General features: G+C 39.8%; 10 protein-coding genes and 2 pseudogenes. 3 read left to right on the top strand and 9 right to left on the bottom strand.

The window, feature by feature from the left end; genetic code table 11:
* Positions 1-159 precede the first annotated feature (159 nt).
* From thrC to ACU5DF_RS21430, 4 genes are all read right to left on the bottom strand, one after another.
* Positions 160-1,443: a threonine synthase gene (gene thrC, locus ACU5DF_RS21445; RefSeq protein ID WP_446714111.1), complete on the bottom strand. Its 1,284-nt coding sequence runs from the start codon at positions 1,441-1,443 to the stop codon at positions 160-162.
* A complete protein-coding gene (thrB, locus tag ACU5DF_RS21440) occupies positions 1,440-2,396 on the bottom strand; it encodes a homoserine kinase (RefSeq protein ID WP_446714110.1) in 957 nt (318 codons plus the stop codon). The genes thrC and thrB overlap by 4 nt, the downstream gene beginning before the upstream one ends.
* A gap of 2 nt (positions 2,397-2,398) precedes the next feature.
* Complete coding sequence (gene thrA / locus ACU5DF_RS21435) at positions 2,399-4,858, bottom strand: bifunctional aspartate kinase/homoserine dehydrogenase I (RefSeq protein WP_446714109.1); 2,460 nt, start codon at positions 4,856-4,858, stop codon at positions 2,399-2,401.
* A 396-nt stretch (positions 4,859-5,254) separates the two neighbouring features.
* Entirely contained in the window at positions 5,255-5,731 is a 477-nt protein-coding gene (locus ACU5DF_RS21430) for a putative 4-hydroxy-4-methyl-2-oxoglutarate aldolase (RefSeq protein ID WP_446714108.1), read from the bottom strand.
* A 445-nt stretch (positions 5,732-6,176) separates the two neighbouring features.
* Between ACU5DF_RS21430 and arcA the strand changes: the two genes are divergently transcribed.
* Positions 6,177-6,896, top strand: a complete 720-nt coding sequence (arcA, locus tag ACU5DF_RS21425) for a two-component system response regulator ArcA (RefSeq protein WP_446714107.1) — start codon at positions 6,177-6,179, stop codon at positions 6,894-6,896.
* Positions 6,897-6,966: 70 nt separating this feature from the next.
* On the opposite strand, the pseudogene ACU5DF_RS21420 reads toward arcA, so the two are convergent.
* The 5 genes and pseudogenes from ACU5DF_RS21420 to mnmL form a co-directional block, all read right to left on the bottom strand.
* Positions 6,967-7,845, bottom strand: a pseudogene (locus tag ACU5DF_RS21420) (IS3 family transposase); the annotation flags it as partial.
* A complete protein-coding gene (locus ACU5DF_RS21415; protein ID WP_446711711.1) occupies positions 7,809-8,315 on the bottom strand; it encodes a helix-turn-helix domain-containing protein in 507 nt (168 codons plus the stop codon). The pseudogene ACU5DF_RS21420 and the gene ACU5DF_RS21415, both read right to left, overlap by 37 nt.
* 134 nt (positions 8,316-8,449) lie before the next feature.
* Positions 8,450-8,842: a hypothetical protein gene (locus tag ACU5DF_RS21410; RefSeq protein ID WP_446714106.1), complete on the bottom strand. Its 393-nt coding sequence runs from the start codon at positions 8,840-8,842 to the stop codon at positions 8,450-8,452.
* A 62-nt stretch (positions 8,843-8,904) separates the two neighbouring features.
* Positions 8,905-11,274, bottom strand: a complete 2,370-nt coding sequence (gene arcB / locus ACU5DF_RS21405) for an aerobic respiration two-component sensor histidine kinase ArcB (protein ID WP_446714105.1) — start codon at positions 11,272-11,274, stop codon at positions 8,905-8,907.
* A 54-nt stretch (positions 11,275-11,328) separates the two neighbouring features.
* Positions 11,329-12,270 carry a tRNA modification radical SAM protein MnmL/YtqA gene (mnmL, locus tag ACU5DF_RS21400; RefSeq protein ID WP_446714104.1) on the bottom strand — a complete coding sequence of 314 codons (942 nt, stop codon included), beginning with the start codon at positions 12,268-12,270 and terminating at the stop codon, positions 11,329-11,331.
* 570 nt (positions 12,271-12,840) lie between these two features.
* On the opposite strand from mnmL, the pseudogene gltB reads away from it, so the two are divergent.
* Together gltB and ACU5DF_RS21390 are read left to right on the top strand one after the other, a co-directional pair.
* Positions 12,841-17,390, top strand: a pseudogene (gene gltB, locus ACU5DF_RS21395) (glutamate synthase large subunit).
* The gene (locus ACU5DF_RS21390; RefSeq protein WP_446714103.1) at positions 17,390-18,862 is read left to right on the top strand and encodes a glutamate synthase subunit beta; all 1,473 of its coding nucleotides are present in this window, start codon (positions 17,390-17,392) and stop codon (positions 18,860-18,862) included. Before gltB ends, ACU5DF_RS21390 begins: the two are co-directional and overlap by 1 nt.
* Positions 18,863-19,127 lie beyond the last annotated feature (265 nt).

The following is a 19,127-nucleotide window of genomic DNA, read 5'->3' as shown; positions in this document are numbered from 1 at the left end:
AATAAAAACGGCACTCATTGCTCATGAGTGCCGTTTTTTTATGCTTAAAAAAGCCTCTTAAATAATGACTTATTTAGTCTGTATTTAAGAGGCTTTTTCATAAATAGCACATCAACTAATTATGATGTGCTATTTTAGTTTTATTATTAATACTTTTAGTTACTGTACTTTACGAAGTACTGCTTTTAATGCATCAAAATCGTTAGCAAGATCTTCAGATAATAGTTCCATCGCATTATGTTTCGCTAATGGGGCTGGCAACTCAAGATCGCCACCTAGGATATCATCCACGACTTCTTTAAATTTCGCCGGATGTGCTGTACATAAGAAAAGCCCTGTCTCACCTTCATTAAGCTGCTCTTCAAGAATACGATAAGCGATGGCACCATGAGGCTCACATAAATAACCTTCAGCATTCATAGCTTTTAGTGTTTCAGCGCTTTGCTCATCCGTTACTGCACCTTTACCAAGAGTTTCTAATCCCCAACCTAAACGCTGACATAGCTCTTCAATTCGAGGCCAATTGTTTGGTTGGCTCACATCCATTGCATTAGAAATCGTTGGAATCGTCGTTTTCGGCTCCCACTTACCCGTTTCAAGGTAACGCGGAACTGTGTCATTCACATTAGTTGCAGCGATAAAGCGTTTCACTGGTAAGCCAAGCGATTTAGCTAATAAACCTGCCGTTAAGTTACCAAAATTACCGCTTGGTACTGAAATAACGACATCATCACGTTTCTCTTTTGGCAGTTGAGATACCGCTTCAAAGTAGTAACAGATTTGCGCCATTAAACGACTGATGTTAATTGAATTTGCTGAATTCAATCCCACCTCTTTACGTAACTCTGCATCATCAAAAGATTGCTTAACTAGCGCCTGACAATCATCAAAGTCACCATCAACAGCGACGGTGTGAATATTCTTACCTAACGTACAAAATAATTTCTCTTGCAGTGGGCTGATCTTACCTTTCGGATAAAGGATAACTACCTTGATATTTTCCATACCATAGAATGCATGAGCAACAGCCGCACCAGTATCACCTGATGTTGCGGTTAGAATTGTAATTTGCTCATTACCTTCAGTTACCGCAGCTAAAGATTGCGCCATAAAACGGCCACCAAAATCTTTAAACGCTAACGTCGGACCATGAAATAACTCAAGAGCATAAACACCCTCTTTTACAGCATGAATTGGCGCAGGGAATTGAAAGGCATTTTCAACCATGCTTCTCACTGTCTCTTGTGATAATTCATCACCAATAAATGCAGATAGGATCTTAGTACTACGCGATATAAAGTCTTCAGCTAGAAGCGCATCAACATCATCAAACTTAGGTAATTCTGATGGGAAAAACAGTCCTTGGTTACGACCTAGGCCTTGGCGAACCGCTTGGCCAAAAGAGACCTGCTCATCATTTTCTTTTATGTTATACAGCTTCATAGTTTACTTCCTGTTACTTGTGAGCCTTGCTTATCTAAACGACAAACATGGACAAATCCTTCATCATTTTGAACATAATTTTCTTGTAGCCAACGAGAAACTCGATCTGCTACGTCTTTATCTTTACAGATGCTAAATAGTGTTGGGCCTGATCCTGAAATACCGGTTGTCAGTGCTCCTGCTGAAGCTGCGTATTCGCGCGCTTGAGCAAAATTAGGTAATAAGCGCTCACGATAGGGTTCTGCCACCACATCTTTGATCATTTTTGCAGCTAACTCTGGTTGCTTTGAATAACATGCATGAATAAAGCCTGCTAAGTTACGACCATGTGCTATCACATCCTGACGGCGATATTGAGAAGGTAAAATCTCACGCGCTTCTGCCGTTGATACTTTAATTCCTGGGTATGCCATCACCCAATACCACTCATCAAAACACGGGACTTCTTGGCTGATAATACCGAGCTCTTCAACCATTAATTGCAGGCCACCAAGATAACAAGGGGCAACATTATCATAGTGAATACCACCAGATATCTGCCCTTCCATCTCACCCATTAGCGCCAACACTTCCATGTCAGTTAATGGTTTATCATGAAATAGATTCAATGCATCTAATGCGGCCACAATCGAACAGGCACTAGAACCAAGCCCAGAACCAATTGGCATGTTCTTCTCAAGCACCATATGAATCTGTTTAAGCTCAATGCCTTTTTTCGCAAGCTCTCTTGCAAATACACGCCAGCAATCATAAACAATATTTTCTTTTGGATCTTCAGGCAGCTTATCTACAAAACTACCCGCTGTTGCTAAAGTGAAAGCTTCTGTTCCTAATTCAACTAAAACACGATCACCTAGCAATGTGCCATCAATCGGTGAAACTGCCGCCCCTAACACATCAAAGCCGACACTAACATTACCAATTGATGCTGGAGCATAAACAACAACACTCATTTTTATACTCCTAATTTCCAACCAAGGGTACGCATTAAGTCCGAGAACACACCTGCTGCAGTCACTTCTGTACCAGCACCGTAACCACGTAATACCAGTGGGATCGGTTGATAATAACGACTATAGAAAGCTAAGGCATTTTCACCATCTTTAATTTTAAACATAGGATCATCGCCATCAACAGCTGCGATACGAACCTTACATTTTCCTTCTAGAATCTCACCAACATAACGTAATACTTTCCCTTCCTCTGCCGCTTTTGCCGACTCTTTAGCAAAGTATTCATTCGCTTCTGGAAGACGAGCCATAAACTCTTCAACCGTGCCAGAGTCATCAAAACCTGGTGGTAATGCTTGCTCAACTTCGACATCATCTAACTCAATTTCTAGACCAGATTCACGAGCAAGAATAAGTAGTTTACGAGCGACATCCATACCAGAAAGATCGTCACGAGGATCTGGCTCAGTAAAGCCATTTTGTTTAGCAACATTAGTCGCTTCGCTTAATGACATCCCTTCATCTAACTTACCGAAAATGTAAGATAAAGAACCAGATAAAATACCATTAAACTTCACTAGTTCATCACCTGCAGCAATCAAATTCTGAAGGTTTTCAATGACTGGTAGACCTGCGCCTACTGTTGTCTCATACATAAACTTACGACGAGTACCACGAGCGGCATTACGTAACTGATGGTAATACGCCATTGAATCTGTATTAGCTTTCTTGTTTGGGGTAATGACATGGAAACCCGCAGATAAGAAATCCACGTATTGAGCAGCAATACCATGATCTGACGTACAATCAATAATTACAGGGTTAATAATATGGTTGCGCTGCACCAAGGCAATTAAACGAGCAAGACTAAACTCTTCTGTCGTATTATTCATACGATCACGCCAGTTATCTAACGGGATGCCTTTGCTATCAAGCAACAACCCACGACTATTTGCTAGGCCACAAACACGGATCTCAATGCCTTTTTCTGCAAGTTTTGGTTGCTGACGTTGAATCTGATCAACTAACTCACCACCAACACCACCGACACCAACAACAAACACATCTAAGAAGTGCTTACTATTAAATAAGTTTTCATGACACGCTTTGATTGATTCAGAGATCTTATCTTCAGGGATAACCGCTGAAATAGCGCGTTCTGAAGATCCTTGTGCGATTGCAATAATATTAACGTTTACTTCAGTTAAAGAGGTGAAAAATTGAGATGCCACGCCTTTTGAGGTGCGCATTCCATCACCGACTAGAGTAACAATCGCTACATTATCCGTAAATTCTACTGGCTCTAATAAGCCATCTTTTAATTCAAGCTCGAATGCTTCTCTTAAAACTTGCTCTGCTTGAGACTTGTCTTCTGCTTCAATACAAAAGCTGATGCTGTACTCTGAAGAAGATTGCGTAATCAGAACAATAGAGATACCAGAAGTCGACATCGCACCAAATACACGGCTTGCCATGCCAACCATGCCTTTCATACCTGGTCCACTAACATTAACCATTGTTAGGTTGTTTAATGTTGTGATGCCTTTAATCGCTAGATTATCTTCACCTGTATCTTGACCAATTAATGTACCTGGACCTTGAGGGTTAAAGCTGTTTTTAATTAAGCAAGGGATATGGAATTGCGCGATAGGAGCGATGGTTTTTGGATGCAGCACAGAAGCACCAAAATAAGACAGCTCCATAGCTTCTTGATAGCTTAATGATTTTAATAAACGTGCGTCATCAACTAAACGAGGGTCACAATTATAAACACCATCAACATCAGTCCAGATCTCACAACACTCTGCGCGAAGACATGCCGCTAAGACTGCTGCTGAATAATCAGAACCATTACGACCTAAGGTAACTAATTCACCTTTCTCATTACCGGCAGTAAAGCCTGGCATGATATTAACGTGGCCTACTGGTAATGGCTCATTTTTAAAATTGAGTGTAGAAATATCAACATCTACTGCTGCTTCAAGAAAATCACCGCGAGCATATAAATACTTAACAGGGTCAATCAAGCTAGCTGGCTGACCTTTTGCTTCAAGTACGGCTTTCATCACTACGATTGAAATTCGCTCACCTTTGCTGATGATTTTTGCATAAACGTTATCCGGACACATACCTAATAGGGTAATACCGTGAACGTATTGACGAAGCTGAGAAAGTGAATCTTTTAGCTTGTTTTCAAGCGTTTTAAGATCAATTTGTGGAAGAATTGCTGAGATGTCGTTAAATAGCTGAACGAATACAGATTCTAACTCTAAAATCTGTAATTCGGCTTCCCCATTGGTAAGAACATTATCCACCACAGAGACTAATTTATTAGTTACTTTTCCTGGTGCCGATAAAACAACAGAAACGTCTTGTTGTTGTGCATTATTGGCAATAATATCTGCGGCACGTAAAAAACGATCTGAATCAGCTAATGACGAACCACCAAATTTTAATACTCGCATTTCTATCCTCCCTAAAAACGAGTGTTACTGCAGTATCCTTACTGCTTCTAGCATAATAACCTTTTCGGTCAATAATAAAAGAATACAGTTAAGAATTAGTAACAAAATTGCAAAAAAAAACCCGCCCTGGTTATCAGAGCGGGCTTTTTAAAATACTTATACGTATCAGCCCACCCCAGCAACCATGGTGCCGGTAATTGTTGTGGTAATAATCGTAGAGCTGATAATAAACATATAGTAAATTCTAAGATAAATGTGTGTGTTAAGTAACATTTACCTTACTTTCCTCTAATAAGTCAATGAAAAGTTTATTTATTCGCTTAGAAAAATATACAAATAAATCACCAAACTATTGAATAATAAAAATAATCACGCAACTTATTTTATAAAGCAAAGCTAAATTAATAGATCCTTACTCATTAAAACACCATTAAGATCTGCATAAATATAATCACCTGGAGATATTATTTGAGCATTTATCGTAACTGATACTTGCTGCTCTCCAGCCCCTCTTTTTTCCGTTTTAAAAGGAGAAGCACTTAATGCCTTTAACCCTAATTTCATTGTGCGTATTGCTCCTACATCCCGTACCGCACCATACACAATGACGCCTTCCCATTGATTTTTGACTGCAAGTGAGGCTACCTGATCACCAAGTAACGCTTTTTGACAAGATCCATTGCCATCAATAAATAAAATTTTTCCTTTACCATTTTCTTGTAAAACCTCCCTTACTAAAGAATTATCTTGATAGCAACGTACCGTTACAATTTCGCCATAAAAGCACGTTTTTCCACCATAGTTTTTAAATTCAATATCAATCAACTGCACTTTTTCTTCAAATTGATCACAAATATCTGGTAATAAATCCATTTTATTTTCTCCTTGTTTGTAAAATTGACTCTACAATAACAACACTTGTTAAAAATCTTAGCTCAAAAACGCATAGATATTTACAATTTTGATATAGATATGTCCCTATATTTATTACTACACTGGATTGACATCGGTTGCTATTGACTTAAATCAATAAAATGTATGGAAATAAAAATCGCTTATTGTTAGAGTGGTGTTAAAGGATTAAAATCTCCTTTCTAATGGAGTTTCAGCTAGTAGCTCACAAAATTAGAGCTTTATCGTGTTATTGGGTATATATTCAATAACAACCACCAAGGATGGCGTACCGTTTAGGTTTCTATTCTTCTCTTAACATTTTAGTTGAGTATTGAAGAATCTATTCCTATTTGTAAATTTTTTATTATAGAATTAATACCCTTAATTCTACTTTTGACTTTAATCAGTTAGTTAGGTACCGCCCATGCAAACCCCTCAGATCCTAATCGTTGAAGATGAACACGTAACTCGTAATACACTAAAAAGCATTTTTGAAGCCGAAGGCTACAATGTTTTTGAAGCGAGTGACGGCGAAGAGATGCACAGTGTGCTTTCTGAGCAACAACTTAACCTTGTGATTATGGATATCAACCTACCAGGTAAAAATGGCCTTCTTCTTGCTCGTGAACTTCGTGAGCGTGGCGATATGGCTCTAATGTTCCTAACAGGTCGAGACAATGAAGTTGATAAGATTTTAGGTCTAGAAATTGGTGCTGATGATTACATCACTAAGCCATTCAACCCTCGCGAATTAACTATTCGTGCGCGTAACTTATTAACTCGTTCAATGAATCAAAGCACTGCGGTTGAAGATAAAAAAACTGTTGAACGCTATGAGTTCAATGGTTGGACAGTTGAAATTAACAGCCGATCTCTTGTAAGTCCTAGCGGCGAAAGCTACAAGCTTCCTCGCTCAGAGTTCCGTGCGTTACTTCATTTCTGTGAAAACCCAGGAAAGATCCAGACTCGTGCTGATCTTCTGAAGAAAATGACAGGTCGTGAGCTTAAGCCACATGACCGTACTGTTGATGTGACAATTCGTCGTATCCGTAAACACTTTGAGTCAGTAACTGATACTCCAGAGATCATTGCTACTATTCACGGTGAAGGCTACCGCTTCTGTGGTGATTTAGAAGAGCTATAAGACTCTCCTATAAATGAATAAATAAAAAAGCCCAGCTATTGAAGTGACCCCGTTAAGTTGGACATTTTAGTTAAGCGGCTTGTAAGGCCTGGTTTCGATATTCTATCGGAGTCAGGCCTTTTAGTTTTACCTTAATCCGCTTCGTATTGTAATACTCGATATATTCTTCGATCTTTTCTATTAACTCATCTGCATCCTTGAAGATGTATCCATGATACATTTCAGTTTTAAGTAAACCAAAGAAATTTTCAGCTACTGCATTATCTAAGCAGTTTCCTTTTCTAGACATACTTTGTTGAAGCCTATGCTTTACAAGTTCCTGTTGATAAGTCTTATGTCGATATTGCCAACCTTGATCACTGTGTAAAATTGGCTTCGAGCCCTTACTTAGTTTGCCTATTGCTTCTTTAAGCATATCCGTGACTAGCGGTAAACGTGCATTCTTTGTCACTTTATAAGCGATAACTTCTTGATTGAATAAATCAACCACTGGCGATAGGTAAACTTTTTGTCCGTTAACTTTAAATTCTGTTACATCGGTTACCCATTTCTCATCTGGTTTCGTAGCACTAAAATCCCTTTCAAGTACATTTGGGACTGATTTACCCACCTCTCCTCGATAAGAACGATATTTTTTGGGTCTTACTATAGATTTTAGGTTTAGTTGCGCCATCAGCCTTTGTACTGTTTTATGATTCAGCTCTACACCTTTTCTTCGCATAGCTAAATGGATCCGTCGATAGCCATAACGTCCTTTATGTTCATGGTAGATAGACTCAATCATCTCTAACTCATGCTCATAAGTATCAGGCCTTCTACTTATTTGAGCCTGATAATAGAAGACACTTTTTGCCAAACTGGTGATACGAAGTAAATATTTTAAAGGGTAATTAGCTTTGAGAGCTAAAACAATTAACGCTTTTTCTTTGTTTGTTGGCGTTTTTTCTGTTTCAGCTCTTCGAACTTTTTTAGAACAGCATTCTCTGTTCGTAAATAACTTAACTCTTCTCTTAGCTCTTCAATGGTCATTTCGTCATCTGATTTTTGTGTAGTATTGGATAATGATTTCATTGAAGGCCTTCCTATATTGCTATTCTTGAGTCCCTTAAACCCCGCTTCATTATATGTTTTAAGCCAGACTGATAGCGTGCCAGGGGAGGATAAGTTTAATACTGCACTAGTGTGAGTGAGAGACCAACTGTTAGTCCACATTAATTTCAATGCTTGTAATTTTGTTTTGGCATTATCGGCATGTGTAGTTGGTAAAAATGAGTTTTTACCATGGATAGAAAATACTTGAGTCCAATATCGTATCTGACGAGCAGATATCGAATATTCTTTAGATAATTGAATTGATGTACGACTAACTAAGCACTGCTTAGCAATAATTAGTTTTAGCTCACGACTATATTTGGACATAAAAAAGACCCTCAGTAATTGGTTGTCCAATTATTGGGGGTCAGTTCACTATCGTTAGTTGGGCTTTTTTTTATTTTAAGCAAGTACGACTTTTCGGCGTAATAAATAGATCATCGAACTGACTATTATTGGTATTAATAAACCGTATCTATTTTAATTTCTGTTTCAATGATCCACTCATCATTAGTTTCGATCGCAATATCAATCCCCTTGTTTACATCAATATCATAGAAAGATTGGCCTGCAATCTCCCAAGTATGATTATCGTGTACTCGTACTTCAAACTCACTTTCTGCCATTTCCCATGATTGAGTGCCTTGGCGAACAACCACAGTATTAATAACTAACTCAGGAGCGATTACCTGTTCTGATGTTAACGTCAGAGCAAAATTAACTTTACTCTCGTCTCTTTCTTCACCAATGGTAGGCATCTGGTCAACCCATACCGCTGAATTAAGCTGAATTTGAGCATCCACCACTTCAATTTTATTATCTTGTTTCCAATCAACTTGTGGCTGAGATGTCATTTGACACCCCGATAATGCAACCATCATTACTGAGGCTAATAGTATCTTTCTCATCATATTCCTTATTTATCTTGCTGCTCTAGCCAGCTTTTTAATATTTGAATATCATTTTCATATTCATTTTTGATTTCTTCAACCCAATCATCAATGTTTTCCCACCATGCTGGTAGATCTGGTGATTGTGCTTTTTGAGCGACTTGTTGAATATGCTTCAATCCAATAGAGCCCGCCGCCCCTTTCATTTTATGAGTTTCAAACACAATACCGTCTTGATCTCTTGCTGTCATATTGGTATCTAATATTTGAATATACTCTTTCATACTTTTTTCAAACATTTCAATACTGCTATAAACCGGTTTGGTTCCAACAATATCAATATAAGACTCTAGCATTTCTATATCTAACAAACGATCAATCAACTGTTCATTCTCTAGTTGCTCTGTCGTCTTTACCACTGCTATTGGTATTGATTTTTTCTGTGGTACTTTCTTATCCGACATTGAGAAGAGATCAAGAACCTCAGTTAAAGCTTTCACACTGAGTGGTTTACTGATCGCTTCATCCATCCCTTTTTCAAAATATTCATCTTTCTCTTTTAATAAATTTGCAGTTAACGCCACCAATGGGGGTAACTCATCAAATTTTTCTCTGAAAGCTTGGGCAACATCAAAGCCTGTCATGTCTGGCAATTGAATATCCAGTAAGGCTAGGTCGTATTTAGTTGGATCAAATTGCTTAATGGCATCTTCACCGCACATAGCAACATCTACGGTATGACCAAGGCTCTCAAGTAATGAACGGGCAACAGTAACATTCAATTCTATATCTTCAAGCATGAAGATACGTAATGACTTAGCACTTTTCGTTTCAGGCATCGCCTCTTCTTCTTCAGCATGATCAACCAATGGCACGTTAATCGTAATGATAAACGTACTACCAAAACCAATATCACTACTTACAGTGATATCTCCTCCCATTAGATTTATTAACTCTTTAGATACTGCTAATCCAATACCTGTGCCTACTGCATGTAAGTTATCTTTCCCTTGCTTAACTTGATAATACATGGCAAAAACATTATCTAACTCAGATTCAGGGATCCCAATACCGGTATCTTCAACCTCAAAGGTAATCTCGGCACTGTCTGAATGGATCTCTGCGCCAACTGACATCACAACGCTGCCTTCTTTGGTGAACTTAGTCGCATTACCGATCAAGTTCCAAAGCACCTGTCGTAATCGTGTACTATCGACACTAATATTAGCGGGTAAATCAGAGAGCCTTTCAAGATCAAAGCGTAATCCTTTCTGCTCAGCCATTAAACCTGAAATATTTTCCATCTCAGTAACAAAGCTTATGAAATCAAGCGGTTTAGGTAGCAGTTCTAATTTACGACGATCAAATTTATCCATATCAATAATGTCGTTAAAAATATTACCGAGAGTGATTGCACTAACATTAATGGTTCTCATGTAATTATGTTGTTCATCATCAAGACGGGTATCTAACAACATACGGCTTAAACCAACAATGCCATTTAGTGGAGTACGTAACTCATGGCTTATGGTAGAAATGAAGGTTGTTTTATCACGGCTGGCTTTTTGTAATGCGTCCTCATACTCTTTACGTTCCGTTATATCTCGCCCAAAACCAACAAGACCAAGATGACGGCCTGACTTACTGTAGAACGGGATTTTACTGAGCTCAAAACACGCTTTTCTCCCATCAGGATAGTCGAGCCATTGCTCATAAGTTAGAGCCTGATCTTCTCTCAATACCTGTCTATCGGTATCAATAACTTTGGCTGCTACTTCTGCGTTATATACATCCTTAGGTGATAAACCGATCAACTCTTTTTCTGTTTTACCTGTTAGGTCTTCCATTGCCTTATTACAGCCAGAAAAAAGACCTAAGTCATTACGGTAATAAATAATATCTGGGGAAGTATCTAAGTAAGAACGAAGTAGTGCCGTTTGTTCAGCTAATTCTAATTGTGCTTTTTCTCGTTGAAAGACTTCATTTTCAAGATCTTCCATCGCTTCTTGTCGAGCATCTTCCGCTTTTTCACGCTCTTCGATTTCTTGGTTGAGCTTTTTTACATTACCTTGTAATTTCTTGTTCAAATCTAAATCACGTGTACGCATCTCTTCCATCTTGCTCACAAGCTTAGAGAGCCTTTGACGTGAGTCTTCTAAATGCTCAACGACGACGGATAAGAAAAAGACAGCCCAAGGTGTAATTAATAACCCAAAGAAAACCGAACGGACAATATCCAAATCATTAACTTCACCACTTAATACAAGCGTGACGCCAACTTGGACAATAACGGCCAATGCGACTAATGCAATGGCAAGTAGGAGACTAAAACGAACGATGCCAAGTCTCACCATGAGATCGACATAAAATTGCGCGAGAATTTTTAACTGCTTCATAAACACACCCTGATAGTATTCAGTTAAATAATATCAGGGTTAGCTCTATTTGAGTTATTTTTTCAATACTGGAGCGGTATATTTGAAGGGTTGGTTAATCAAAGAGCCTTGTGCACCTCTGTTATTTAAAGCCATACCAACATTCGTTAAGCCTAACCAACGCGGTTCACACCATAATGGCGAAAGCAGTGTCGGTCTTCTTGCTGTCGCAGATACTCGATGATACACAACTTCTGGAGGGGTTAATCGAATTAATTCACATGCAACATCGACATAATCATCCATTTCTGGCGCTTCTATTTTTCCCGCTCGCCACGCTTTTGCCATAGTACTGCCTTCAACAATATGCAAAGGATGTAATTTTAGTCCATCCGTTCCTGTTTCAAGTACTTTAGCTAATGTAGTGCGGTAGTCTTCCTGAGTATCGCCGGGTAAACCAATAATTAAGTGAGTACACACTTTGATGCCAAGCGCTCTTGCTTTACGAGTAATCGCATCATAACAAGCAAAGTCATGGCCTCGATTAATACGTTTTAGGGTTTTATCATTGGCCGTTTGCAACCCAAGCTCTAGCCAAACTTCGTAACCATCATCAACATAGCCCTTCAATAAGTCTAATACTGCATCAGGTACACAATCAGGACGGGTTCCGACACATAGTCCTACAATATTTGCGGATTTAAGTGCTTCTTCGTACATATTTTTAAGTACTTGAACTTCCGCAAAAGTATTCGTATACGCTTGAAAATAAGCAAGGTACTTTTTAGCACGTTGCACTTCCCCTGCTCTATCTACTAACTGATCATGAATCGATTTGAACTGCTCTTGTTCATCAGAAAATGAAGCCACATTACAAAAGGTACACCCACCCTTTCCAATCGTTCCATCTCTATTTGGGCAACTAAAACCACCATGAAGAGTGAGTTTATGTACTTTTTCACCATAACGGCGCTGTAAATCCTGTCCAAATGTATTTGCTAGTTCATGAAGTTGCATTGCGATAACCAATTAAGTAAATCAAGCACTTAGTTCACAAATAAAAAGAAGTCTCAATTCTATTTGTGAAAGTTGCTAACTCGTTTGTAAAAAAAAGACCGTAAATAATAACGAAAACCATCATTCACAATTGTAATTTATATCAATAAAAGACGCATAAACTAGCAATTAAACGCGAAAAAAGCCGAATTATTATAAATACTTATTCATTTTGAATAAAAAAAGTGAAAATTACGTGCAACTTTCGTTGGTATTTAATATGACAAAAATGTAGGATAGTTACATCGTAAAATAGTTTAATTTGCCATCAACACGAATGTTGTGGCGTTTCGATAGTGATATCTACCCTCAGACAACAAATACAACGGATAAAAATGTATTTGATAGGTATCACAATGGATTGGGTTCGTTTGCACGTCATATTAAGTGATGCCAGCAAGCACCAGAATGGATTCAAACTTGCTACCTCTTGAGACTAACTCACAGCAAGTTCGATTAAAATTTAGCAAAGGACTAGACAGAAACTTACGTAGAGAAGTTGTGTCTGCATAATACTGGAAGGATGTATCTATGGTAGATAGAGAGCAGAATACACAAGGCATGTATACTCCCGAGTTGGAGCATGATGCATGTGGTATCGGTTTTGTCGCTCACCTCAAAAACCGTAAATCTCATGATGTGGTTACTCAAGCACTTGATATGCTTGCTCGTATGGAACACCGTGGTGGTCAAGGCTGTGATCCATGCAGTGGTGACGGCGCGGGTATTCTTTTACAAAAACCTCATGAGTTTTTATTAGAAGAAGCCGTAAAACTTGGTATTAAACTGCCATCTTTTGAGAAATACGGTGTTGGTGTTGTCTTATTCCCTAAAGATGAGCATAAACGTCAACAATGTAGAGATATTTTAGAACGTAATGCTCAACGTCTTGATTTAGAAATCATTGGCTATCGCGTTCTTCCTGTCGATAATTCAATGCTAGGCGACGATCCTCTAAGTACTGAGCCTCAATTTGAGCATGTATTTATTTCTGGTGGCCCATCAATGACCCCAGAAGAACTTGAACGTAAATTGTATGTTCTTCGTAACTACACCGTTCGAGTCTGTTTGGAAAGTATTTCGAACATTGGTGATGACTTCTACATCAACTCTCTATCGTACAAAACACTTGTTTATAAAGGTCAATTAACGACTGAGCAAGTTCCACAGTACTTCCTAGACTTACAAAATCCAACGATGGTGACGGCATTAGCGCTGGTTCACTCTCGTTTCTCTACTAATACATTCCCTCGCTGGCGTCTAGCTCAACCATTCCGTTACATTGCTCATAATGGTGAGATCAACACAGTTCGTGGTAACTTGAACTGGATGAAAGCGCGTGAAGCTATCATCGAATCCGATCTATTTAGCCAACAAGAAATGGATATGCTGCTTCCGATTTGTCAGGAAGGCAGTTCAGATTCATCTAACTTTGATATGGCGCTAGAACTGCTTGTTCTTTCTGGCCGTAGCTTGCCACACGCATTAATGATGATGATCCCTGAAGCGTGGCAAGAAAATAAAAATATGGATCCTACACGTCGCGCGTTCTATCAATACCACGCTAACGTAATGGAACCTTGGGATGGTCCTGCGTCTGTTTGTTTCACCGATGGTGTTCAAGTTGGTGCAACACTTGACCGTAATGGTCTTCGTCCTTCTCGTTATACCGTGACAAAAGATGATTTCCTTGTGATGGCATCTGAATCTGGCGTTGTAAAAATAGCACCAGAAAACATTGAGTTCCGTGGTCGTCTGCAACCCGGTCGTATCTTTGTTGCTGACTTAGAGCAAGGCCGTATTATTTCTGATGAAGAAGTAAAAGATGGCATTGCGAAATCACAACCTTATGAAAAATGGGTTGAAGAGAATCTATTAAGCTTAAATAAGCTGCCTGAAGCAACAAACCAATTCAGCCAGCCTTCTCCTGAACGTCTACTCAACCGTCAACAAGCGTTTGGTGTAACCTCTGAAGAAGTGAATGAGATCATCCTACCATTAGCAAAAACGGCTTATGAGCCATTAACTGCAATGGGTGCCGATTGGCCACTAGCGATCCTTTCTCATCAATCTCAGCATTTATCTAACTATTTTAAGCAGTTGTTTGCCCAAGTAACTAACCCGCCGATCGACCCGATCCGTGAGCGTATGGTTATGTCGCTAAACACCTATTTAGGTAAAGACCAAAACTTACTTGCTGAAACACCTGAGCACTGTCAAAAAGTTGAACTTGAATCACCAGTTCTTTCTAACTCTGAGCTAGAAAAACTGCGTGCTATTGATAACGAACATCTACAAGCAAAAACACTGGATATCGTTTTCCAAGCCAATGAAGATTCAGGAAAGCTTGAGCGCGCACTTAAACGTATCTGTCAGTATGCTGAAGATGCAGTAATCGATGGTTACTCTATCATTCTACTAACAGACCGCGCTGTAAACTCAAACCACGCAGCTATCCCTGCAATGCTTGCGGTTGGTGCGGTTCATCACCACCTAATCCGTAAAGGGTTACGAGCTAAATGTGACATCGTGATTGAAACGGGTGATGCTCGTGAAACTCATCACTTTGCAACACTGGTTGGTTACGGCGCAAACGCAGTAAACCCATACTTAGTAATTGAGACAATTGTTGAACTTCAACGAGTTAAGAAACTAGACCCAACAGTTCATCCAAAAGAATTGTTTGATAACTACCGTAAAGGGGTTAATGGCGGCCTACTTAAGATTTTCTCTAAGATGGGTATTTCAACACTGCAGTCATACCATGGTGCTCAAATCTTTGAAGCGCTTGGTATCAGTAAATCAGTGGTTGATAAGTACTTCACCGGTACCGTTTCTCGTATCCAAGGTCTAACGATTGATGATATCGCAAAAGAAGTTCTAATCCGTCACCGTGTTGGCTATCCAACTCGTGAGATCCCAGTTCAAGTACTTGATGTGGGCGGTGTATATCAGTGGAAACAACGTGGTGAGAAGCACCTGTTTAACCCTGAAACTATTTCTCTACTTCAAGAATCAACTCGTAATAAAGATTACGGTCAATTCAAGAAATACGCGAAAGCGGTTGATGACCAAGGTGATGATGCAGCAACACTGCGTAGCCAATTAGATTTCATCAAAAATCCTGCAGGATCTATTCCTTTAGAAGAAGTAGAACCTATTGAGAAAATCCTAAAACGTTTTGCTACTGGTGCAATGTCGTTTGGTTCTATCTCACACGAAGCTCACTCAACACTTGCTGTTGCTATGAACCGTATCGGTGCTAAATCTAACTCAGGTGAAGGTGGTGAAGACCCAATTCGTTTTGAGAAAAAAGACAATGGTGACTGGGAACGTTCAGCAATCAAACAAGTGGCTTCTGGTCGTTTTGGTGTGACATCTTACTACCTAACTAACGCTGATGAGCTGCAAATCAAGATGGCTCAAGGTGCGAAACCTGGCGAAGGTGGTCAACTACCTGGTGATAAAGTCGATGATTGGATTGGTGCAACACGTCACTCAACTCCAGGAGTTGGTCTGATTTCACCACCGCCACATCATGATATTTATTCAATCGAAGATTTAGCACAGCTTATTTACGATCTGAAAAACGCCAACCGTAAAGGCCGCGTTAACGTTAAGTTAGTATCTGAGGCAGGTGTTGGTACTATCGCCTCTGGTGTAGCAAAAGCAAAAGCAGACGTTGTACTTATCGCTGGTTTCGATGGTGGTACAGGTGTGCATCTCCAATGTCTTCAATTCGTCATACTGGTCTTCCATGGGAGCTAGGTCTGGCAGAAACACACCAGACACTACTGAAAAATGGGTTACGTAACCGTATCGTTGTTCAGTCTGATGGCCAAATGAAAACACCTCGAGATCTTGCAGTAGCAACACTTCTTGGTGCTGAAGAATGGGGTGTAGCAACAGCAGCTCTTGTTGTTGAAGGCTGTATCATGATGCGTAAGTGTCATAAGAATACTTGCCCTGTTGGTATCGCAACACAAAACAAAACACTTCGTGAGCGCTTTGACGGTCGCGTAGAAGACGTAGTTACTTTCTTCCAATACATGGCTGAAGGTCTACGTGAAGTGATGGCAGAACTTGGTTTCCGCTCTATTGATGAAATGGTTGGTCAATCTCATAAACTGAAAGTTCGTGATGATATCGGCCACTGGAAATACAAAAACTTAGATTTATCACCAGTACTACACGTTGAACAACCTCGTGCTGAAGATGGTATCTATAACCAAATTAAACAGCAGCATAATCTAGAAGACGTATTGGATCGTAAACTGATTCAAGTCGCTATTCCGGCCCTTGAAAAGGGTGAAGCCGTTAATGCTGAGTTCGATATTCTAAATACCGACCGAAGTGTAGGTACTATGCTGTCGAATGAAATTTCAAAAGTCTATAAAGACCAAGGTTTGCCACAACCAATGAACGTGAAGTTCAACGGTTCGGCTGGTCAAAGTCTAGGGGCTTTCCTTGCGAAAGGTGTGAAATTTGAAGTCGAAGGCGATGCGAATGATTATTGGGGTAAAGGCTTATCTGGCGGTACGCTAGTTCTTTATCCAAACCTAAAATCAACGATTGTAGCTGAAGATAACATTGTTGTAGGTAACGTTTGTTTCTACGGCGCAACTTCTGGCGAATCTTATATTCGCGGTATGGCTGGTGAGCGTTTCTGTGTACGTAACTCAGGTGCACGAGTTGTGGTTGAAGGCGTTGGTGATCACGGTTGTGAATACATGACTGGTGGTGTAGCGCTAATCCTTGGCTCTACAGGTCGTAACTTTGCGGCAGGTATGAGTGGTGGTGTTGCTTATGTTTGGGATAAGTCTGGTGATTTCGAAACCAAACTAAATTCAGAACTTGTTGACCTAGACCCTATCGAACAAGAAGATAAAGATCTTCTATTAGAAATGCTAACTAAGCATGTTGAATTCACAGGAAGTGAAGTTGCTCAGTCTTTCCTAGATAACTTTGAAGCAAACTTGGCCTCTCTGGCTAAAGTGATGCCGCGTGATTACAAAGCGGTTCTTCAAAAGAATAAAGCTGAAGCACAACAGGCACAAACGGAAGAAGTGGAGGCAGTATAATGGGTAAGCCTACTGGATTTTTAGAACATGGTCGTGAGCTACCAAAGAAACTCGACCCAACAGTTCGAATTCAAGACAATAAAGAATTTGTATTGAATGATGAGTTTGCCGACAAGATTGGCACACAAGCATCACGCTGTATGGATTGTGGCGTTCCGTTTTGTCATAACGGTTGCCCAATTGGTAACATCATTCCTGAGTTTAACGATGCGGTATATCGTGATAGCTGGGAGGAAGCGTGGAAAATCTTAAGTTCGACCAATAACTTCCCAGAGTTCACAGGCCGAGTGTGTCCTGCTCCTTGTGAAAGTGCCTGTGTTCTTGGTATTAACCAAGACCCAATCACTATCTGTAATATCGAAAAAACGATTGTAGAAACCGCGTACCGTGAAGGGTACGCACAACCAAAGAAACCTCGTTCTCGTACAGGTAAAACGGTTGCTATCATCGGTTCAGGTCCTGCTGGTTTAGCCGCGGCTGAACAGTTAAACAGTGCTGGTCATTCAGTAACTGTCTATGAACGAGATGAGAAAGTTGGTGGTCTACTACGCTTTGGCATTCCTGACTTCAAGTTAGGCATGGACATCATTGATCGTAAAATCAATCTAATGGCTGATGCCGGTATCAAGTTTGAAGTTAATGCTCATATTGGTGTTGATATTAATGCTCAACAACTACGCCAAGACTTCGATGTGGTTTTACTAACTGGTGGTTCGACAGTGCCAAGAGATCTACCTATTCCTGGTCGTGAGCTCAATGGCGTTCACTTTGCTATGGAGTTCTTAGGTCAAAACAACCGTCGTGCTAATAACATGGATCTTAAAACTAAAGAGATCCATGCTAAAGGTAAGCATGTTGTTGTTATTGGTGGTGGCGATACAGGTTCTGACTGTGTAGGTACGTCGAATCGTCATGGTGCAGCAAGTATTACTCAAGTTGAGATCATGCCTATCCCACCAGAGAAACGCCCTGCGAATATGCCTTGGCCTCAATATCCAATGATCATGAAAACAACCACTTCTCACGAAGAAGGCTGTGAGCGTCATTGGAATATCTTAACCAAAGAGTTTATCTCTGATGATGCAGGTAACGTGACTGGTCTTCGTATTGCTGACATCGTTTGGCAAGATGCGAAACCAGGCGAACGTCCAGGATTTGATGAAGTTGCTGGTAGTGAGCGAGTGATTCCTTGTGATCAAGCATTCTTAGCTATGGGCTTCTTACACCCAGAACCAACGGGTGTATTGGCTCAGTTAGATATAAAACTGGATGATCGTGGCAACGTAGCAACCGATGGCTATGCTACTAATCAAAAAGGTGTTTTTGCCGCAGGTGATATGCGTACCGGTCAGTCTCTGATTGTTCGTTGCATTAATGAAGGCCGTGAATGCTCTAGAGAAGTAGATGCTTACCTTATGGGTAACTCGAATCTAGAAGCAAAAGCGGATTCATTGATGTTATCAGCATCATAGTTTTTGAAATAGATTAATTCAGGTTTCCTTCCAAACCTTTGGCCAACATTTCGATGTTGGCCTTTTTTATGTCACTACAGTCATACCTAATATTAATACTAATCGTAGTAAATAACTGATCATCCTAGCTGATTAAAATACTCGGTAACTGCGTTGAGATTTTTGATTGGTATAACTCAACTAACTTAAATGTTTTATTTACTATGTAGGAATAATCGCTTTGTTTGAAACAAAAATTCAACAACTAAATGACTTAGCTTATACT

This window comes from Aliivibrio wodanis (genome assembly GCF_052920805.1).
Note: the sequence above shows the minus strand (reverse complement) of the source record. Positions and strands in the feature narration are given on the sequence as shown.